The 20,557-nt window shown below is 55.9% G+C and carries 18 protein-coding genes; 8 read left to right on the top strand and 10 right to left on the bottom strand.

The features are described from left to right. Window positions 1–14: 14 nt before the first annotated feature. The gene (ibpA, locus tag ACJY2L_RS16750) at window positions 15–431 is read right to left on the bottom strand and encodes a small heat shock chaperone IbpA (protein WP_067434906.1); all 417 of its coding nucleotides are present in this window, start codon (window positions 429–431) and stop codon (window positions 15–17) included. Between the two features lie 300 nt (window positions 432–731). On the opposite strand from ibpA, the gene ACJY2L_RS16755 reads away from it, so the two are divergent. Then, a complete protein-coding gene (locus ACJY2L_RS16755; RefSeq protein WP_439213940.1) occupies window positions 732–1,097 on the top strand; it encodes a YceK/YidQ family lipoprotein in 366 nt (121 codons plus the stop codon). Here ACJY2L_RS16755 and ACJY2L_RS16760 read toward each other — a convergent pair. The 6 genes from ACJY2L_RS16760 to dnaA form a co-directional block, all read right to left on the bottom strand. Further along, window positions 1,078–2,331 carry a DUF3748 domain-containing protein gene (locus ACJY2L_RS16760; RefSeq protein ID WP_439213939.1) on the bottom strand — a complete coding sequence of 418 codons (1,254 nt, stop codon included), beginning with the start codon at window positions 2,329–2,331 and terminating at the stop codon, window positions 1,078–1,080. The genes ACJY2L_RS16755 and ACJY2L_RS16760 overlap by 20 nt on opposite strands. A gap of 91 nt (window positions 2,332–2,422) precedes the next feature. Further along, window positions 2,423–3,235 carry a sugar-phosphatase gene (gene yidA, locus ACJY2L_RS16765; RefSeq protein ID WP_209501011.1) on the bottom strand — a complete coding sequence of 271 codons (813 nt, stop codon included), beginning with the start codon at window positions 3,233–3,235 and terminating at the stop codon, window positions 2,423–2,425. Between the two features lie 162 nt (window positions 3,236–3,397). Next, window positions 3,398–5,806: a DNA topoisomerase (ATP-hydrolyzing) subunit B gene (gene gyrB, locus ACJY2L_RS16770; RefSeq protein WP_439213938.1), complete on the bottom strand. Its 2,409-nt coding sequence runs from the start codon at window positions 5,804–5,806 to the stop codon at window positions 3,398–3,400. Then, the gene (gene recF / locus ACJY2L_RS16775; protein ID WP_439213937.1) at window positions 5,806–6,909 is read right to left on the bottom strand and encodes a DNA replication/repair protein RecF; all 1,104 of its coding nucleotides are present in this window, start codon (window positions 6,907–6,909) and stop codon (window positions 5,806–5,808) included. The genes gyrB and recF overlap by 1 nt, the downstream gene beginning before the upstream one ends. Before the next feature lie 545 nt (window positions 6,910–7,454). Beyond that, on the bottom strand, window positions 7,455–8,555 hold the full coding sequence (dnaN, locus tag ACJY2L_RS16780) for a DNA polymerase III subunit beta (protein ID WP_067434920.1): 1,101 nt from the start codon (window positions 8,553–8,555) through the stop codon (window positions 7,455–7,457). Between the two features lie 4 nt (window positions 8,556–8,559). Further along, on the bottom strand, window positions 8,560–9,963 hold the full coding sequence (gene dnaA, locus ACJY2L_RS16785; protein WP_209501007.1) for a chromosomal replication initiator protein DnaA: 1,404 nt from the start codon (window positions 9,961–9,963) through the stop codon (window positions 8,560–8,562). Window positions 9,964–10,540: 577 nt separating this feature from the next. Between dnaA and rpmH the strand changes: the two genes are divergently transcribed. The 6 genes from rpmH (at window position 10,541) to ACJY2L_RS16815 (ending at window position 15,341) form a co-directional block, all read left to right on the top strand. After that, window positions 10,541–10,681 (top strand): 50S ribosomal protein L34, encoded by a 141-nt coding sequence (gene rpmH / locus ACJY2L_RS16790; RefSeq protein ID WP_003849659.1) that lies wholly within the window; start codon window positions 10,541–10,543, stop codon window positions 10,679–10,681. Window positions 10,682–10,695: 14 nt separating this feature from the next. After that, window positions 10,696–11,055, top strand: a complete 360-nt coding sequence (gene rnpA, locus ACJY2L_RS16795) for a ribonuclease P protein component (RefSeq protein ID WP_071852540.1) — start codon at window positions 10,696–10,698, stop codon at window positions 11,053–11,055. Further along, entirely contained in the window at window positions 11,019–11,276 is a 258-nt protein-coding gene (gene yidD / locus ACJY2L_RS16800; protein ID WP_071852541.1) for a membrane protein insertion efficiency factor YidD, read from the top strand. Before rnpA ends, yidD begins: the two co-directional genes overlap by 37 nt. Window positions 11,277–11,278: 2 nt before the next feature. Then, complete coding sequence (gene yidC, locus ACJY2L_RS16805) at window positions 11,279–12,922, top strand: membrane protein insertase YidC (RefSeq protein ID WP_067434929.1); 1,644 nt, start codon at window positions 11,279–11,281, stop codon at window positions 12,920–12,922. 134 nt (window positions 12,923–13,056) lie between these two features. Further along, entirely contained in the window at window positions 13,057–14,421 is a 1,365-nt protein-coding gene (gene mnmE / locus ACJY2L_RS16810) for a tRNA uridine-5-carboxymethylaminomethyl(34) synthesis GTPase MnmE (protein ID WP_439213936.1), read from the top strand. A 179-nt stretch (window positions 14,422–14,600) separates the two neighbouring features. Further along, a complete protein-coding gene (locus ACJY2L_RS16815; RefSeq protein ID WP_067434935.1) occupies window positions 14,601–15,341 on the top strand; it encodes a 4'-phosphopantetheinyl transferase family protein in 741 nt (246 codons plus the stop codon). A gap of 50 nt (window positions 15,342–15,391) precedes the next feature. On the opposite strand, the gene ACJY2L_RS16820 is transcribed toward ACJY2L_RS16815, so the two are convergent. Continuing rightward, on the bottom strand, window positions 15,392–16,705 hold the full coding sequence (locus tag ACJY2L_RS16820; protein WP_439213935.1) for an NCS2 family permease: 1,314 nt from the start codon (window positions 16,703–16,705) through the stop codon (window positions 15,392–15,394). Between the two features lie 152 nt (window positions 16,706–16,857). Between ACJY2L_RS16820 and yieH the strand changes: the two genes are divergently transcribed. Continuing rightward, complete coding sequence (gene yieH / locus ACJY2L_RS16825; RefSeq protein ID WP_067434941.1) at window positions 16,858–17,517, top strand: 6-phosphogluconate phosphatase; 660 nt, start codon at window positions 16,858–16,860, stop codon at window positions 17,515–17,517. A gap of 953 nt (window positions 17,518–18,470) precedes the next feature. Here the strand turns inward: yieH and ACJY2L_RS16830 are convergent. Both ACJY2L_RS16830 and phoU read right to left on the bottom strand, forming a co-directional pair. Next, window positions 18,471–19,706 (bottom strand): MFS transporter, encoded by a 1,236-nt coding sequence (locus tag ACJY2L_RS16830; protein WP_439213934.1) that lies wholly within the window; start codon window positions 19,704–19,706, stop codon window positions 18,471–18,473. A 107-nt stretch (window positions 19,707–19,813) separates the two neighbouring features. Further along, the gene (phoU, locus tag ACJY2L_RS16835; RefSeq protein ID WP_067434950.1) at window positions 19,814–20,548 is read right to left on the bottom strand and encodes a phosphate signaling complex protein PhoU; all 735 of its coding nucleotides are present in this window, start codon (window positions 20,546–20,548) and stop codon (window positions 19,814–19,816) included. Window positions 20,549–20,557 lie beyond the last annotated feature (9 nt).

Genomic DNA, 20,557 nt, shown 5'->3' on the forward strand with positions numbered 1-20,557 from the left:
CAGCGGCGTTTTTCTTAGTTGAGGATTTCAATGCGGCGCGGTTTGCGCTCTTCCGGCACCAGACGCTCAAGGTCGATGTACAGCAGACCGTTTTCGAGGCGGGCGTCACGCACAACAACGTGCTCAGCCAGCTGGAATTTGCGCTCGAAGTTACGCTCTGCAATGCCCTGATAGAGGTATTTACGCTCGGTTTGCTCTTCAGCATGGGCACCACGCACAATCAGCAGATTGTCATGAGCGGTGATATCCAGTTCGCTCTGGGCGAAGCCAGCAACGGCGATGGTGATGCGATATTTATTCTCATCGACCAGCTCGACGTTGTAAGGAGGATAGCCACCGTTGCTCTGGTTTTGGCCAGATTCGATCAGGTTAATCAGGCGATCGAAACCAATAGCGGAGCGGTACAGTGGGGAAAGGTCAAAGTTACGCATGGAAATACTCCTGAATTCAGCAAGTGTTAGGTGTTCGCCCTCCTTTAAGGACAGGCGTGACATCCGGTCGGCGACCCTTTCGGCGTTCGCTTTTGTGACCGTAACAAGAAAATGGGGATTTCACTGCGGCTTTCAAGGGGGAAAACAGCAATTTTTTTTAACCAAAAACCAGTGATTGTCATACACTCAGAGGACAATTCGCCATACAACGGCTGCAGTCACCACAGAGTGATCGGATGGTTTCCGACCCGCAGGCGATAACACTCGGGCCGTTAGCAACGGACTGTAGGGATGATGAAAATGAACATGATGAAAAAATACCGTATGGCCGGTTTACTGGCCTGCTGCACGCTGGTCAGCACCGGCTGTTCCAGCGTGATGTCGCATACCGGTGCCAGCCAGGGTTACTATCCCGGCACGCGTGCCAGTGCGGATTTGATTGCCGATGATGGCACCAGTTGGGCCATTAAGCCGCTGGCTATCGTCGATCTGCCTTTCTCTGCGGTGATGGATACGCTGCTGTTGCCGTGGGATTACTTCCGTTCGGACGACGATAAAAGCCTCGACTCACCGCGTGCTCGCGTGCTGCAAAGCGAAAAGCTGGCGCATACCCAGGAAAATCTGGCCCAGGCCGCGCCCATGCCGGTTAGTCAGTCGTCACTGTAAAAATTTGCCGATAGCCTGCCACGTCACGCATGTAGGCAATCTGGCTACCATCGGGTGAAAACACCACCGCATCGCCGCATGGCGCCGTTACCGTCCGCGGCGTCAAACGATCAATTTTCCCGTTCGCTCTTTGCCACAGCATCACGCTGTTATCGGCAATAAACGCCACCGCCGTGCCATCGGGCCGCCAGCTAAATGCCGACTGAATGCCGCCGCTGAGCTGTGTGCGCTGATGTGGCTCGCCGCCGTTGGGCGACACCGTCCACAGCTGCGGCTGCTGCCGTTCATCGGCCAGCAAAAAAGCGATACGACTGCCGTCCGGCGTGGCACGCAACCAGTGCCTTGGCTGCTGCGCCAGCCCGTGAGTAAAGGTTAATCGCCGCTGCTGTATGCCTCGCGGCGGCGCAGGCAATCTCTCTGCCGTCCCTTCCAGTGGCGCTTCGCCGGGCTGTTTACAGGCTTCTGGGTCATCAGGCAAATCGACAATAAACACCTCCGGGACTTTTTCGCCACTGGCGGAAACCGTATCGCCAATGAAGGCGATCGCCCAACGCTGCCAGCTGCCATCCAGCTTTTTATAGCCGTTATCACCTACCCAACACTCTTCATAGGCGCGATTGATCTCATCGCTACCTGGCCGTGGCGCGACCTGCGTTTGGCTGATCAGCACGCAGAAATGGCTGCCATCATGCTCACGCGGATGCGCTTTCAGCGGGCAAACGGGGCCGATGGGCAGCGCGACGCCAACGTTGCGCAGATCGTCACGTCGATCGCGCTCGTGCATCACATGATCGTTATAAGTAAAGCTCAGCCGCGATCCATCCGGGCTGAAAACGTGGACGTGCGAGCCGCCACGCAGCGCGCCCGGCGTAAACGGCGGCGTGATATCGCAGGCATCAAGGTTGGTTGCCTGGCCATTCTCCACAATAACGCCACGCCGGTGATGCAGGTCATATTGCCACTGCGCGTCAGGGTGTTCCGGCCCGTGAATAAACGCATAGCGCGGCGGCAGATCGGGACTGACGGTGACCACGCCAACGTGCGCGCCATCCTGCGCCTGATAGATTACCGCCGTCTCACCGCTGTGAACGTTGACCTGCTCAATCGTCAGGCCGGTAAAAGAGGCGCCGGAAGGCCGCACGTCAAAAGCCAGCCATTCGCTGTCGGCGGTCCAGACGTTGATGTTGGTAAGCTGATGATTACGTGCAGCAAAAGTGATTTGTTTTTCAGTCATCTGGCAACCTTAATTGAAAGCGTTGCCAGTCAACTTACGCGAAAGCGCTGAGGGGTGCCAGCGCAGGCCGCGTTATGGCGCAAGGCGCTATTTATGCCAGCACGAATTTCTCAATCGCGTGGGCGACGCCATCTTCCATATTGGTTTTGGTAACAAACTGCGCGATCGCCTTAACCGAGTCGATAGCATTACCCATCGCCACGCCCGTACCGGCATATTCCAGCATCGCCAGATCGTTCTCCTGATCGCCAATCGCCATCACTTCATCCCGTGACAGGTTGAGCTGCTCAGCCAGCACGCGCACGCCTTCGCCTTTATTAACCCGTTTGTTCAGAATTTCAAGGTAGTACGGCGCGCTTTTCAGGATGGTGTAATTGGCGGTGGCCTGCTGCGGCAGACGTTTAATCGCTGCATCCAGTACCGCAGGCGAATCGATCATCATTACCTTGGGAAAGGTTAAGCCGCGGTCCATCTCTTCCACGCTGCGGTAGCGCAGCGGGATGCCGGTCAGGCTCGCTTCATGAATGGTGTATTCACTGATGTCTTTGTTAGCGGTATACAGCGAGGCTTTATCCAGCGCCTGGAAATGCACACCCAGCTCACGCGCCAGCTGCTCAAAATAGAGATAGTCATCAAAGGTGAGCGTGACTTCAGCGATGCATTCGCCATCGGTGGCACGGTGCACCAGCGCGCCGTTGTTGCTGATGCAGTATTGGCCTTCACGTTGCAGATCCAGCTCCATCAGATAGCGCTGAATCCCCACCAGCGGGCGGCCGGTGGTCAGGACGATGTGCACGCCCTGCTCAATCGCGCGGGCAATCGCCTCTTTTACCGCAGGAGTAATAAGATGCTGCGGATTGAGCAGCGTGCCGTCCATATCAATTGCAATAAGCTTGATCGCCATAACATCCTCGTTAACGTCGGTATTTGTCTCAATGCTAGCGCGATTCAGCTCGCATTGCCTGGAGAGTTTGGGCATGATCCTGGATTCAGACAATGCGCAAGGTGCGCGCCGCCCATAAAAAAGGCGACCACAATGGGTCGCCTTTTTACTGCATCAAGCCAATCAGATATCGATGTTAGCGGCTTTCAGTGCGTTCTCTTCGATGAAGGCACGGCGCGGTTCAACCGCATCGCCCATCAGCGTGGTAAACAGCTGATCGGCCGCGATGGCGTCTTTCACCGTGACGCGCAGCATGCGACGGCTGTCCGGATCCATCGTGGTTTCCCACAGCTGCTCAGGGTTCATCTCGCCCAGCCCTTTATAGCGCTGTACCGACAGACCGCGACGCGACTCTTTCACCAGCCACTCCAGCGCCTGCTCAAAGCTGGTCACCGGCTGACGGCGTTCACCACGCTCAATGAAGGCATCTTCTTCGATCAGGCCGCGCAGTTTCACGCCAAGGGCGCAAATCTTGCGGTATTCGCCGCCGAGGATAAATTCATTGTCCAGCACATAATCGGTATCAACACCGTGGGTGCGAACGCGCAAAACCGGTTCAAAGGTGTTGTGCTCACGGTTTTCACGCATCTGCGCCATATAGGTGCTGCCGTGCGACTCTTTCTCGTTCAGGTAGTTCACCAGCGCGGTATTCCATTCGGTGACTTCCTGCTCGTTCTCCAGACTGGCCAGCGTCGGATGGTAGATCAGCGCGTTCAGCAGCGCCACCGGGAAACGGCGCTCCATGCGTTTGATCATTTTCTTCGTGCTGTTGAAATCTGCAACCAGCGTTTCCAGCTGCTCGCCGTTCAATGCCGGTGCGCTGGCGTTGGTATGCAGCGTGGCGCCGTCCATCGCGATGGCGATTTGATACTGATCCATCGCCTCATCATCTTTGATGTACTGCTCCTGCTTGCCTTTTTTCACCTTGTAGAGCGGTGGCTGCGCGATATAAACATGGCCGCGCTCAATGATTTCCGGCATCTGACGATAGAAGAAGGTCAACAGCAGCGTACGGATGTGCGAACCGTCGACGTCGGCATCGGTCATGATGATGATGCTGTGATAACGCAGCTTGTCCGGGTTGTACTCATCGCGTCCAATGCCGCAGCCCAGCGCGGTGATCAGCGTGGCAACTTCCTGCGAAGCGAGCATCTTATCGAAGCGCGCTTTCTCGACGTTGAGGATTTTACCCTTCAGCGGCAGAATCGCCTGATTCTTACGGTTACGGCCTTGCTTCGCTGAACCGCCTGCGGAGTCACCCTCCACCAGGTAGATTTCAGACATCGCCGGATCGCGCTCCTGACAGTCCGCCAGCTTGCCCGGCAGGCCAGCCAGATCCAGCGCGCCTTTACGACGGGTCATTTCACGGGCACGACGTGCTGCTTCACGCGCACGCGCCGCATCAATGATTTTACCCACTACGATTTTCGCATCGCCTGGGTTTTCCAGCAGGTATTCGGCCAGCAGTTCGTTCATCTGCTGCTCCACCGCGGATTTCACCTCGGAAGAGACCAGCTTATCTTTGGTCTGCGAAGAGAATTTTGGATCTGGCACTTTCACCGATACCACGGCAATCAGGCCTTCACGCGCATCGTCACCGGTAGCGCTGACCTTGGCTTTCTTGCTGTAGCCTTCTTTATCCATGTAGGCGTTCAGCGTACGGGTCATTGCCGCACGGAAACCGGCCAGGTGCGTACCGCCGTCGCGCTGTGGAATGTTGTTGGTGAAACAGTAAATATTTTCCTGGAAACCGTCGTTCCACTGCAGCGCCACTTCCACGCCAATGCCATCTTTCTCGGTAGAGAAATAGAAGGCGTTCGGGTGAATGGGGGTTTTGTTTTTGTTCAGGTATTCCACAAAGGCTTTGATACCGCCTTCGTAATGGAAATGGTCGCTCTTGCCGTCGCGCTTGTCTTCCAGGCGAATAGACACGCCGGAGTTCAGGAATGACAGCTCGCGCAGGCGCTTGGCCAGAATGTCATATTCAAAATCAAGCACGTTGGTAAAGGTTTGGTGACTGGCCCAGAAACGCACGCGCGTACCGGTGGTGTCGGTCTCACCGGTGACCGCCAGCGGTGCCTGTGGCACGCCGTGCACATAGAGCTGATGGTGAACCTTGCCATCGCGACGAATGGTCAATTCCAGCTTCTCGGACAGGGCGTTTACCACCGATACGCCCACGCCATGCAGACCACCGGAAACTTTATAGGAGTTGTCATCAAACTTGCCGCCGGCATGCAGCACGGTCATGATCACTTCCGCCGCAGAAACACCCTCTTCTTCGTGAATACCGGTTGGAATTCCGCGACCATCATCCTGTACCGATACGGAATTATCAGCATGAATGGTGACCTGAATTTCACTACAGTGTCCGGCGAGTGCTTCGTCGATGGCGTTATCCACAACCTCGAATACCATATGGTGCAGACCGGTGCCGTCATCGGTATCACCGATGTACATGCCCGGGCGTTTGCGTACCGCATCAAGCCCTTTCAGGACTTTGATACTGGAGGAGTCATAAGAATTCGACATCAACGTTTCTCGCTCATTTCATCTTCAGGTTGAACCGCTATTTTACCCTGTTCTACGCGGAACATCTTGCCCTTTTCGTCAGTCATATCGATGACGTGTTCAGCGCCAATGGCACTGACAAAAACTTGGGCTTGAGTGGCTTTCAGACGGTCCGCTAACAGGCGGCGACGGCTGTCGTCCAGTTCCGAGGCAAAATCATCGATCAGATAGAGACAGCGCCTGCCGTTCTGGCGGGTGAGAAACTCACCCTGAGCCAGGCGAAGGGCGCACATCAGGAGTTTTAGCTGCCCGCGTGACAGCAGATCTTCCACCGGCGTGCCGTCGGCACGGATGCGGAAGTCCGCTTTATGCGGGCCGCTGGCGGTATAAGTCAGCGCACGATCGCGCTCAAAGTTACGCTCCAGCAGTTCGGCGTAATCGCTCTCTTTGTCCCAGCCGCGCTGGAACGAAAAGGTCAGCTGGAATTCGGGTAAAAACTGGGCGCAGGTCGCGCTGATATCGGCGGCGATAGCGTCGCTGTATTCCGCGCGCCAGCGGCTGATTTCCATCGCCAGCGGCACCAGTTCCTGATCCCACGCGCGAATCTGCTGATAGCGACTCACCTGACGCAGCGCGGCGTTGCGCTGTTTCATCAGGCGGCGCAGATTGCTCCAGGCAAGAAAGAAGCCCGGCGCATTGTGAAAACAGCCCCAGTCGATATAGGCGCGGCGATATTTTGGCCCACCATTCAGCAGGGTGAAACCTTCCGGCGTGATCAGCTGCATCGGCAGCATTTGCGCCAGTTCGGCGACTTTATGCCCGTCGCTGCCGTCGATACGCACTTTGCTGTCACCAGCACGGTTTTTCGACAGGCCCACCGATATTTCCCGCTCGTTGCCTTCAATACGGCCATGCAACACGAACGCATCCTGCTCATGGCGAATTACCCGGCCCGCCTGCAGGCTGCGAAACGCGCGGCCATGACCCAGCGTATAGATCGCTTCGAGCACGCTGGTTTTGCCGCTGCCGTTTGCGCCAATCAGGAAGTTAAATCCCGGCGCCAGCGCCAGATCGGCATTTTCGATGTTGCGGAAGTCTTTAATAAGCAGGCGGGTTAAAGCCATGAATTAATCCAAAAAAAGCGGGACAGGAGAACTGCTTCGCCTGATAAGAATATGGGGTCGCAAGCCGCACTAAACAAGGATAAAACGCGACTTTTTTAATCGTTTCGCGCGGCGTTTATCGCCAGAAAACCGGAGCAGCAACGGCACGACAAAAAACAGTACCTTTTCCAAAATTACTCGCCGTTAACCACCTAATTCCAGGGCGTTAACGGCGCAGTCAGTTTGGCGACGGCCAGCGCACAGCAAGCGGCACTAAACAAAACAACGCGCCTTTCCAACAAACCATCCGCCGTTGACTACCTAAATCCAGGGCGTTAACGGCGCAGTCAGTTTGGCGACGGCCAGCGCACAGCAAGCGGCACTAAACAAAACAACGCGCCTTTCCAACAAACCATCCGCCGTTGACTACCTAAATCCAGGGCGTTAACGGCGCAGTCAGTTTGGCGACGGCCAGCGCACAGCAAGCGGAGCGTACTGAAGTACGTGAGCATTGCGCGCACTGCCCGGCGTCAAACTGGCCAGTGAGTTAGCCCGCTGCGATCGCCTCAGAGCCGCATTGGCATAACGACATAGGCCGCCGACTGACTCGCTGCATCTTCAATCTGCACGCTGGACACTGAATCGGTGAGCAGCAGACGCACGTTTTCGCACTTCAGCGTATTCAGCACGTCGAGCACGTAGCTGACGTTGAAGCCAATCTCCAGCTCACTGCCGCCGTAAGTCACGTCGAGAATCTCTTCCGCTTCTTCCTGCTCCGGGTTGTTTGCCGTAATACGCAGCTGATTTTCGCTGATGTAGAGGCGAACGCCGCGGAACTTCTCATTCGACAGAATCGCAGCACGGGCAAAAGCCTGTTTCAGCAAATCGCAACCGGCATCCAGCGTTTTATCCGGATTTTTCGGCAATACGCGGCGATAATCAGGGAAACGGCCATCAACCAGCTTGGAGGTGAAGATAAAATCGCCGACGTGCGCACGAATGTTGCTGCTGCCAATCTGAACCTGCAGCGGCGTGTCGCCACCGTCCAGCAGGCGCAACAGTTCAATCACCCCTTTGCGCGGCACGATCACCGAGTGGTTCGGCAATGCCTGACCCACCGGCATTGAACAGACCGCCAGACGGTGGCCGTCGGTGGCTACCGTACGCAGCTCTTCACCTTCGGTTTCAAACAGCATGCCGTTGAGATAATAACGAACATCCTGATGCGCCATCGAGAACTGGGTCGCTTCGATTAACCGTTTCATCGTCGCCTGCGGCAGGGTAAATTCCACCTCGCTCTGCCAGTCGTCAAGATTCGGGAAATCGCTGGCCGGCAGCGTGGAGAGCGAGAAGCGGCTGCGGCCAGAGCGCACCAGCATCCGTTCGCCTTCCAGCACGACGCTGATCTCCGCGCCTTCCGGCAGCCCGCGACAGATGTCGAGGAACTTACGTGCGGGCACGGTGGTGGCGCCTGGCTCATGAGGCTGGCTTAACGCCACGCGCGCCACCATCTCCATTTCCAAATCGGTGCCGGTCAGCAACAGCGTGCCTTCATTAACCTGCAGCAGCAGGTTACCGAGAATAGGCAGCGTAGGACGACCGCCTAACGGGCCACTAACTTGTTGCAATGGTTTGAGTAATTGCTCACGTTCTACAGTAAATTTCATAGCGTCAGGAAGATAGGGTTCTGATTAAATTGGAAAAATCTTCTTTGATATCGTGACTTTCTTCACGTAACTGCTCGATCTTCCGGCAGGCGTGCAGCACGGTCGTATGATCGCGGCCACCAAACGCATCGCCAATTTCTGGCAGGCTGTGGTTGGTTAACTCTTTGGCCATGGCCATGGCCATTTGACGCGGCCGCGCTACCGAGCGCGAACGGCGCTTGGAGAGCAAATCGGCCACTTTAATTTTGTAATATTCCGCCACCGTCTTTTGAATGTTATCGATGGTGACCAGCTTTTCCTGCAGCGCCAGTAGATCGCGCAGCGCTTCGCGCACGAAATCGATGGTAATGGCGCGGCCGGTAAAGTTAGCGTTGGCGATCACGCGGTTCAACGCCCCTTCCAGCTCACGGACGTTGGAACGCAGGCGCTTGGCAATAAAAAACGCCACTTCGCCAGGCAGACGAATATCGTTCTCATCCGCCTTTTTCATCAGGATCGCCACGCGGGTTTCCAGCTCTGGCGGCTCAATCGCCACGGTCAGTCCCCAGCCAAAGCGCGATTTCAGGCGATCTTCCACGCCGTTAATCTCTTTTGGATAGCGATCTGACGTCAGGATGATCTGCTGATTGCCTTCGAGCAGCGCATTAAAGGTGTGAAAAAACTCCTCCTGTGAGCGCTCTTTATTAGCAAAGAACTGAATATCATCGATCAGCAACGCATCAACCGAACGGTAGTAGCGTTTGAATTCTTCAATCGCGTTATTCTGCAGCGCTTTTACCATATCCTGCACAAAACGCTCGGAGTGCATGTAAACCACTTTAGCATTTGGCTTACGCGCCATGATGCCGTTGCCTACCGCATGCAGCAGGTGGGTTTTACCGAGACCGGTGCCGCCATAAAGGAAAAGCGGGTTATAAGCGCCGCCGGGATTATCTGCCACCTGACGTGCCGCCGCGCGCGCCAGTTGGTTAGATTTACCCTCAACGAAGTTATCAAAGTTGTGTCGCGTATTAACGTTAGAGCGGTAAGAAGGCTCCGCAGGGGCCGGCACGTTGTCCCAGCTTGGACGCGCAATGGGCGACGGACGATTCGGTGCCAACGTCGGTGCCGAGATAGTCGCGTTGGCGCTGGCCAGCGTTGGCTGACTGAGCGTCTGCGTTACCGGCTTGCTGCCTACTTCAAAACGCAATAAAGGTGTATCCGAGCCGCAAAAGTCATTCAGCAGCCCGTTGATATTATTTAGGTATTTATCCCGAACCCAGTCGAGTACAAACCGATTTGGTGCGTACAGGGCCAGCGTATTGCCGTTGAGCTCAGCCTGCAGAGGTCTTATCCACATACTGAATTCGGTGGCAGGTAGCTCATCCTGCAAACGGGCAAGACACTGTTGCCAAAGCGTAAGTGACACGGCGGACTCCACTCGAACAAAATCGATAAGAAAAAAGGCGCTGAAACGAATTCATCATTGTTGACGCAGAGGCGAAGACACGCATGCGACCGCTATCTGCGGTGGTTCCTTTGACAATCGCTTTCAGGATCGTCAGCGGAAGCGGCGGATCATAACGCAAAGTGCCGCAGAGATCTTCACTTTCTACACAGATTTGATCCATTTTATCCACAGGCGTTCAACCGGGCTAAGTTTACGCCAGCTTGTACAAAACGCACCCAGGCGGGCACCGAAAACCGTGATTTTTTTCCCAGGATATCCACTGCTCTGACCACAGGCATAAATGAAATGATCGCCAGAAGATCCGGTACGATCCTTGCGCTTTTATGCGCAGCCCGTATAATTCTCCCCCCAGCGTAATCGCTACTCGCCCGATTGGGCCGATTCGGGACCGAGCGGTGCCGTTTTATGCGAAGTAAATTGACTCCGGACTGTACAATTATTACAATCCCGCCTCTTTATTATTGAGGCGTCGGTCGGTTTTCTGACCTGAAACGCGTCACCAAGTGAAATTTTTCAAGTTTAGGTAGAAATCGCCATGAAACGCACTTTTCAACCGTCCGTACTGAAGCGTAACCGTTCACACGGTTTCCGTGCTCGTATGGCAACCAAAAATGGTCGTCAGGTTCTGGCACGTCGTCGTGCTAAAGGCCGCTCTCGTCTGACCGTTTCTAAGTAATAAAGCTAACCCTCGTGGTTAAGCTCGCATTTCCCAGGGAGTTACGTTTGTTAACTCCCACTCATTTCACTTTCGTCTTCCAGCAGCCACAACGGGCTGGCACGCCGCAAATTACTATACTCGGCCGCCTTAATTCGCTGGGGCATCCCCGCATCGGTCTCACAGTCGCCAAAAAGCATGTCAAACGCGCGCATGAGCGTAACCGGATCAAGCGATTGACCCGCGAAAGCTTTCGCCTGCGTCAACACGAGCTTCCGGCAATGGACTTTGTGATCGTGGCGAAGAAGGGAATTGCCGACCTCGATAATAGTGCGCTAGTGGAAGCGTTGGAGAAACTATGGCGTCGTCACTGTCGCCTGGCTCGCGGCTCCTGATCGCACTGATTCGCGTCTATCAACGCGTTATCAGTCCGCTGCTTGGACCCCACTGTCGGTTCAATCCCACCTGTTCACAGTATGGGATTGAGGCATTACGCAGGTTTGGGGTTATAAAAGGCAGTTGGTTGACAATGAAACGCGTATTAAAATGCCACCCCTTAAACCCGGGTGGCGACGATCCTGTGCCGCCAAAAACCTTTGATACCAGAGAACATTAACGATGGATTCGCAACGCAATCTTTTTCTCATCGCTTTTCTGTTCGTGTCTTTCATGATCTGGCAAGCCTGGCAGACGGACCACGCTCCGCAGCCGCAGCAAACCCAGACCACGCAAAACACAACAGTAGCCGGTGATGCCGCAAGCCAGGGTGTTCCTGCCAGCGGCCAGGGCAAAACGATCACCGTTAAGACCGATGTCCTGTCCCTGCACATTAATACTCGCGGTGGCGATGTTGAGCAGGCTCAGTTGCTGACCTATCCGGATAAGCTCGGTTCAACGCAGCCATTCCAGCTGCTGGAAACCAAGCCGGGCTTCATTTATCAGGCGCAAAGTGGCCTGACCGGTCGTAACGGTCCAGACAATCCAAACAACGGTGCGCGTCCGCTGTACACCACCACGCAGGATAATTTCGAGCTGGCTGATGGCCAGAGCGAACTGCGTATTCCAATGGTGTTTACAGCAGAGAACGGCGCGGTGTTCACAAAAACCTTCGTAGTGAAACGTGGCGAATATGCCGTTAACGTTGACTACCAGGTGAATAACACCACGCAGCAGCCGCTGGAAGTCTCAATGTTCGGCCAGCTGAAGCAGACCATGACGCTGCCAAAACATCGCGACACGGGCAGCAACAACTTTGCGCTGCACACGTTCCGCGGTGCGGCTTTCTCAACCAGCGAAGAGAAGTACGAGAAATATAAGTTCGACACCATCGCTGATAACGAGAACCTGAGCACCACCACCAGCAACGGCTGGGTCGCTATGTTGCAGCAATATTTTGCTACCGCATGGGTCCCGCGCACCGCTGGCATGAACTCGCTCTATACCACCAATCTCGGCAACGATATTGCTGCGGTAGGTTATAAGTCTGCGCCGGTCACCATCGCCGCGGGCAGTCAGCAATCGCTGGCCGCCACGCTGTGGGTTGGCCCGGAAATTCAGGATCGTATGGCTGCCGTTGCGCCGCATCTCGATCTGACGGTGGATTACGGGTGGTTGTGGTTTATCTCGCAGCCGCTGTTCAAACTGCTGAAGTTCCTGCACAGCTTTATCGGTAACTGGGGCTTCTCGATTATCGTTATCACCTTTATCGTTCGTGGCATCATGTACCCGCTGACCAAAGCGCAGTACACCTCCATGGCGAAAATGCGCATGCTGCAGCCGAAGATTCAGGCGATGCGTGAGCGCATGGGTGATGATAAGCAGCGTATGAGCCAGGAAATGATGGCGATGTACAAGGCGGAGAAGGTTAACCCGCTGGGTGGCTGTCTGCCGCTGGTTATTCAGATGCCAATCTTCCTTGCCCTTTACTATATGCTGATGGGCTCGGTCGAGCTGCGCCATGCGCCGTTCGCCCTGTGGATCCATGACCTTTCTGCGCAGGACCCGTACTACATCCTGCCGATCCTGATGGGCGTGACAATGTTCTTCATTCAGAAGATGTCGCCAACCACCGTCACCGATCCTATGCAGCAGAAGATCATGACCTTTATGCCGGTGATCTTTACCGTGTTCTTCCTGTGGTTCCCGTCAGGTCTGGTGCTGTACTACATCGTCAGTAACCTGGTGACCATCATCCAGCAGCAGCTGATCTATCGCGGCCTGGAAAAACGTGGCTTACACAGCCGCGACAAGAAGAAAGCATAACGCCGTTATTCACTGAGCCGCTGCGATGGCGATAACGCCGCAGCGGCGCAAAACGGACAGGCAGGGCGGGATAATATCTCGCCCTTTTTTCATTTTGCGGGTGCTGCTATGCGGCCCCTATCAGGAGAGTTGCCATGAGCCACAGCGATACCATTGTAGCCCAGGCCACACCGCCAGGGCGCGGCGGCGTGGGCATCCTGCGCGTATCGGGTACGAAAGCAGCCGAGGTCGCTCAGCAGCTGCTCGGCAAGCTGCCGAAGCCGCGTTACGCTGATTATCTGCCCTTCCGTGATGCCGACGGCACGCCGCTCGATCAGGGCATTGCCCTCTGGTTTCCCGGTCCCCACTCTTTCACCGGTGAAGATGTGCTGGAGCTGCAGGGCCACGGCGGCCCGGTTATTCTCGATCTGCTGCTGAAGCGCATCGTCGCGCTGCCCGGCATCCGCATTGCGCAACCGGGTGAGTTTTCTGAACGCGCCTTTTTGAATGACAAACTCGATCTGGCGCAGGCAGAAGCGATTGCCGATCTGATTGATGCCAGTTCAGAGCAGGCTGCGCGCTCAGCGCTTAACTCGTTGCAGGGCGCTTTTTCGGCGCGCGTGAATCATCTGGTCGAAGCCCTGACCCACCTGCGCATTTTCGTTGAGGCCGCTATCGACTTTCCGGACGAAGAGATCGACTTCCTCTCTGACGGCAAAATTGAGGCGCAGCTGCAGCAGGTCATCGTCGATCTGGATAACGTCCGCAGCGAAGCGCGTCAGGGCAGCCTGCTGCGTGAAGGCATGAAGGTAGTCATTGCCGGTCGTCCGAATGCCGGTAAATCGAGCCTGCTTAATGCGCTGGCCGGTCGCGAAGCGGCGATCGTCACCGACATTGCCGGTACCACGCGCGATGTACTGCGTGAGCATATTCATATCGATGGCATGCCGCTGCATATCATCGATACCGCGGGATTACGCGACGCCAGCGATGAAGTAGAGCGCATTGGTATTGAGCGTGCCTGGCAGGAGATTGAACAGGCTGACCGCGTGTTGTTTATGGTTGACGGAACGACCACCGACGCCACCGAAGCGGCGCAAATCTGGCCTGACTTTATTGCGCGTCTGCCCGACACGCTGCCGATTACCGTGGTACGCAATAAAGCGGATATGACCGGCGAAACGCTGGGCCTGGCGGAGGCCAATGGCAGCGCGCTGATTCGGCTCTCTGCTCGCACCGGCGAAGGCATCGATCTGCTGCGCGATCACCTGAAACAGAGCATGGGTTTTGCTGGCAACATGGAAGGCGGCTTCCTGGCGCGCCGACGCCATCTACAAGCGCTGGAGCTGGCGGCTACTCATCTGCAACAGGGCAAAGCGCAGCTGCTCGGCGCGTGGGCCGGAGAACTGCTGGCTGAAGAGCTACGCCTGGCGCAGCAGTGTCTGAGCGAGATCACCGGCGAATTCAGTTCTGACGATCTGCTGGGACGGATTTTCTCCAGCTTTTGCATCGGCAAATAAACCCTCTCGCCTCATTGCCAAAGGCAGCCGGTGGCTGCCTTTTTTATTGCTGTAAATCAGCCAGCCGCCGCTGTCCTTAATCTGAAACTGGCCCAGTTTCGCCCTAATCTAATAGAAAATAGTCAGAAAATTCTTACAATGGATCTGATGATTATTCGACCATTATCACGGAGTGAAAGATGGCCAGTCATTTTGTGCGTGCCACGCTACCGTTATCCCTGCCCTGCGCCTTACCCACGTCGCAGGCGGTGCTCGATCACGCCAGCCGTCTGCCCGCGCGCCGTCGGGAACGCTTTCTTGCCGCAAGGGCGCTGCTGGCCGAACTGATGCTTAAGGTTTATGGCCTGACGCCGCTGCCAGAATTAACTACCTGCAAGTATGGTCGCCCTTTATTCGCTAATCGTGATCTGCCCGATTTCAGCATTGCCTATGCCGGAAACGTTATCGGCGTTTTGCTGGCGGAGGAAGGTGGCCGCGTTGGGCTGGATATGGAAATGGTGCGCGCGCACAGCCGTCAAACCATTGAATATCATCAGCGGTTTATCTCCTCCAGCGAACGCACCTGGATCAACGCGCAGCCGGATCCGCTGGAAGCTTCAACGCAAATCTGGACGCTGCGACAGAGCGTGGTTAAGCTGGCGGGCGAAGGGGAGCGCGAAATGGCGGCCATCTGTTTACAGCCTGGCGCCGGACGGTTACGCGCCACCCGCTTTCCTGATGTACAGGTCATTTCCGATGTCGAACCGTCGCTGGTGTGGTCATGCGCGCTGCTCACCAACACCGATCGCCTCTGCCTGTGGGATCGCGAAGCCGATGGCAGCTGGCGAGCCCTGCGGACACTCGAGCTCAATAAGCCCAGTATCGGCTCGCATACGTTGCGTCTTACCAGCCTGCCGCAGGATCGGCCGTTGCAGGCATAAAAAAACCGGAGGCACGCCCCCGGTTTCTGATTGTCATCACTCGCGTACGCTTAGTGATGATCGATAAACGCAATCTTCAGCACGAACAGCAGCGAGACAATCGGCACGCACGGTCCGATTTCACGCCAGCGGCCGGTTCCCGCCTTCATGATGCAATAGGCAATAAAGCCCAGCGCAATGCCCTCGGTAATTGAGAAGCTAAACGGCATCATCACCGCGGTGACAAACGCCGGCACCGCTTCGGTTAAATCGTCCCAGCGAACGCGCGCCAGGCTTCCGGTCATCAATACGCCAACGTAAATCAGTGCGCCTGCCGCTGCGTAAGCGGGCACCATGGAAGCCAGCGGCGACAGGAAAATGACCAGCAGAAACAGTACGCCGGTGACCACCGCCATCAAGCCGGTGCGTCCGCCAATGGCCACGCCCGATGAGCTTTCGATATAGGCGGTAACGGAAGAGGTGCCGATAAACGCGCCGCTCATCGAGCTGATGCTGTCGACATACAGCGCCTGCTGCATGCGGGGAAAGGTGCCCTTTTCATCGGTCAGGCCAGCTTTGTCCGTTACGCCAATCAGCGTGCCGGAGGAGTCAAACAGGTTAACCAGCATGAACGAGAAGATCACCCCGGCCATACTGATGTTCAGCGCACCTTTCAGATCCACCTGGCCAATCACCGAACTCACCGGCGGCGGCGCAGAGAACACGCCGTTAAAAGTGACATCGCCCAATAGCAGGCCAATCGCGGTGGTGATCACAATCGACACCAGCACCGCCGCATGCAGATTCCGTGAAGCCAGAATAGCGATGATAAAGAAGCCGAGTGCGCCAAGCAGCACGCTGTGCGACGTCAGGTTACCGATGGTCAGCAGCGTATCGGGATTGGCAACGATGATGCCAGCATTTTTCAGCCCCATCATGGCGATAAACAAGCCGATGCCCGCGGTGATGCCGACGCGCAGGCTAAGCGGAATATTGGCAATCATCCAGTAGCGCACGCGTAACAGCGTCAGGATCAGCAGGCCCACCGCGCCCCAGAAGATTGCGCCCATGCCAACCTGCCATGAGTAACCCATAGCGCCAACCACCACAAAAGCGAAAAAGGCGTTCAGCCCCATTGCCGGGGCCAGCGCGACCGGCAGATTGGCCACCAGCCCCATCATGATGCTGCCAAAGGCGGCAATCAGGCAGGTGGTGACAAACACCGCCTGGGTATCCATTCCGGCGGCACCGAGAATCTGCGGGTTAACGAAGACGATATAAACCATCGTCAGGAAAGTGGTGAAACCGGCGATCACTTCCGTACGCACGGTGGTGCCGTGCTCCTGCAGCTTAAAAACCCGCTGCAACAAACCCTGTTTACTCATGTGCAATACCCAGATGAGGAATGATTTTCGACGCGTATCCTAACGGCTTTGCCGCTGTGACACACTGATTTTTAGTCCTGGCGGGTTTGCGGGTCGCATTCTCTTACCACCAGGTTACAGTGTTCACCCTGACTAAAAAAAGAGGCGATGTGATGACGGTAGAATGTTTGCTTTTCGATTGCGATGGCACGCTGGTGGACAGCGAGATGCTCTGCACCCAGGGTTACGTGAATACCTTTGCACAGTTTGGCATCCAGCTCTCTTTGCAGGAGATGTTTGAGAAATACAAAGGCGTGAAGCTCTATGACATCATTGCCGACGTAACCGCGCAGCATCCGATTGAGGCCTCCACCGAGACGCTGGAAAGCACCTATCGGGCTGAAGTGGCACGCCTGTTTGATCTGCATCTGCAACCGATCAGCGGCGCAGCGGATCTGCTGGCTGCCATTCGCCTGCCGATGGGCGTGGTGTCCAACGGCACAGTAAAGAAAATGGAGCATTCGCTGGGACTTACCGGCCTGCGCCACTATTTTGGCCCCCATCTGTATAGCGGTTACGACATCGCCCGCTGGAAGCCCGATCCGGCCATCATGCACCATGCCGCACAGCAGATGCAGGTGCCGATTGAGAACTGCATTCTGATCGATGATTCTGAAGCGGGAGCCAAAGCGGGCATCGCCGCTGGCATTCCGGTGTTTTATTACTGCGCCGATGCCCACAACCCGCCGCTGGATCATCCGCTGGTGACGCGCTTTGATGATATGGCGCAGCTGCCAGGGTTGTGGCAAGCCCGGGGCTGGGAGATCGTATAAGCGAGGCCGCTTATGGGTTGTGCCTTGCAGGCTGGCGTTTAGGGTCAACGTCTTTAAGGTCAACGTCTTTAAGGTCGGTCAACGTCTTTAAGGTCAAGGGCCATTTCGTTCTGCCTGAAGGCAGCCCGCTTAAACGGCCAGGTCAACGGCCATTTCGTTCTGCCCTTCGGGCCGCCCGAGCAGGGGCGGCAGTCGCCCCGCCCCTGCACCCCGGCTATCCGGCAAACACAACCGCCCGCCACAGGCGGGTACCCTCGTCGGTTCACATTTCTTCACGGACCGCTCGCGATTCGCTCCTGCTCAGCGCTCCCTTGTCCCGCCATCCATGGCGGGACATCCTGAAATGTTCACCTCCTCAGCGGTGGTGATGCCTCCTCAACGTCAACACCCAGGTCAAAACCCAAAACAAAAACAAAAACAAAAACAAAAACAAAAAAACCTCTAAAACAAAGCCAAAGCCAAAGCCAAAGCCAAAGCCAAAGCCAAAGCCAAAGCCAAAGCCAATTCGATTTTCCAGATTTTGGGTTTTGGGTTTCCTTTTTATATTTTGGGTTTTCTTTTAGATTTTGGTTTTAGTCTTTTCGGTTTTGACGTTGACCTTGAGGAGGCATCACAAACGCCGAGGCAAAAGCGTTTTCCAGGGCGAGCCGCAGGGATGCGGCGAGAGGGCGCGCTGAGCCGGGAGCGAATCGCGTCCGGTCCGTCAGGAAAACGCTTTTGCTGAGGGCACCCACGAAGTGGGCGGTTGTGTTTGCCGGATAGTGCAGGGGCGGGGCGCATGCCGCCCCTGCTCGGGCTGCCTTCAGGCAGAACGAAAGGGTCTTTGACCTTAAGACATTGACCTTAAGACATTGACCTTAAGTCATTGACTTTGAAGACCTTGACTTTGAAGACCTTGACCTAAAGCCGCCTGCAAGGCAAAAAGCCGCCCGCAGCCGGTCTGCTGCTCAGATCTACCCAATGGCGCCCAACACATCTTCCTGTCCCTGCTTCCTGGGCAGCAAAAACAGCGTTGCGGCGATATCAAGCAGGTAAATCAACGCCAACAACGTAATGGCGGCGGTGAAGGAGAAATGCCCGGCCAGCAGGCCAATCACCAACGGGCCAAAACCACCAACGCCGCGGCCCAGATTAAACAACACGTTTTGCGCCGTGGCGCGGGCCTTCACCGGATAGGTGTCAGAGATGAGCGCGCCGTAGCCGCCAATCATACCGTTAACGAACATGCCCATGATCGCGCCGGTAAACAGCATCACCGTGGGATCGCGCAGCTGGGCATAGATAATCACCATTGCCACCGCGCCGAACTGGTAAATCAGGAAAATTTTCCAGCGTGCAAAACGATCGGCCAGCAGGCCAAACAGCCAGATGCCAAAGGTCATGCCCACCACCGTCACCGCGGTCCATAAACCCGATTTAGTCAGAGAAAAGCCGAAATTGCTGGAGAGATAACTTGGCATCCAGATCATCAGTCCGTAATAACCAAAGTTTTGTACCGAACAGAGAATCAGGATGCCGATGCTCGCTTTGGTCGTGGCGCGATCCTTAAACAGCAATTTCAGGCGGGCACCGAACGATAACCCCTGGCCCGGTTCCACGTGGCGGCTGAATGCTTCCGGCTCACCCATGCTGCGACGTATGAAGAAGGAGAGAATCGCCGGTGCCAGCCCAACCAGAAACATCCCGCGCCAGCCGATAATGCCAAGCAGCACCGGCGTGATAAATGCCGCCAGCAGCACGCCCAGTTGCCAGCCCATGCCAACCCAGGCTGAGGCACGGTTACGCTTTTCAGCGGGCCAGGCTTCAGCGATCAGCGCCATGCCGATGCCGAATTCGCCACCCAGGCCAACGCCCGCCAGCGTGCGATACGCCAGCAGATCCCAGTAACCCTGCGCCAGCGCGCACAGTCCGGTAAACACGGAAAAAATCAGGATGGTGACGGTGAGAATACGGATGCGGCCATAGCGATCGCTAAGATGACCAAAAATAATGCCGCCGATGACAGCGCCTATCAGCGTCCAGGTGACCAGCGATCCGGCCTGCGAAGGATCGAGCAGCAGTGAGGCGCTGATCGCTGGCAGCATAAAGCCGAGGATCAGCAGATCAAAGCCATCCATGGCGTAGCCACTGACGGCAGCCAGCATCGCCTTGCCCGGCGTGGCCTGTTTTTTCGGTGAGGAAGCGCGCATTGTTTTGCCCGGAAAGAGAAGAGGCCGCCAGTATAAGTTTGGCGGCCTCGACATGCCAGGCGGAATCATGCGCGGTGCAACAGGGCGTTCCCCTGCCCGCTTAGCGCTTAGGCAGGATTGCTGCCGCTCTCATCGCCAGCCAGCAGTTTATCCAGCTGGTCGCCGCCGACATGGCGGAAGTCCTGGCCTTTCACGAAATAGAAAATAATTTCGCAGATGTTCTGACAGCGATCGCCGATGCGCTCAATGGCGCGCGCGCAAAACAGCGCGGTCAGCACACTGGGAATGGTGCGCGGATCTTCCATCATGTAGGTCATTAGCTGACGCACGATGCCTTCATATTCCTGGTCGACCTTTTTATCTTCGCGATAGATATCGATGGCCGCGCTTAAATCCATGCGCGCAAAGGCGTCCAGCACGTCATGCAGCATCTGCACGGTGTGATATCCCAACGATTCAAGGCTAACCAGCAACGACTGATGCTGCTGGCCAAATTTCTCCAGCGCGGTGCGGCTAATTTTCTCCGCCACGTCACCAATGCGTTCCAGCTCGGAAATGGTTTTGATGATCGCCATCACCAGACGTAAATCGCTGGCGGTAGGCTGGCGCTTGGCAATAATGCGCACGCACGCCTCGTCAATCTCCACTTCCATCATGTTGACCTTTTGGTCGCCATCAATGACCCGCTGCGCCAGCTCACCATCCTGATTGTGCATGGCGGTAATCGCGTCAGTGAGCTGCTGCTCCACCATACCGCCCATGATCAAAACCTGGGTGCGGATGTGCTCCAGCTCGGCGTTGAACTGGCCGGAGATATGTTTGTTCAGATTTAAGCTATCCATTTACGTCTC

Origin of the sequence: Duffyella sp. Ts4 (genome assembly GCF_051851875.1) — a bacterium.
GTDB classification, from domain to species: Bacteria; Pseudomonadota; Gammaproteobacteria; order Enterobacterales; family Enterobacteriaceae; genus Duffyella; species Duffyella gerundensis.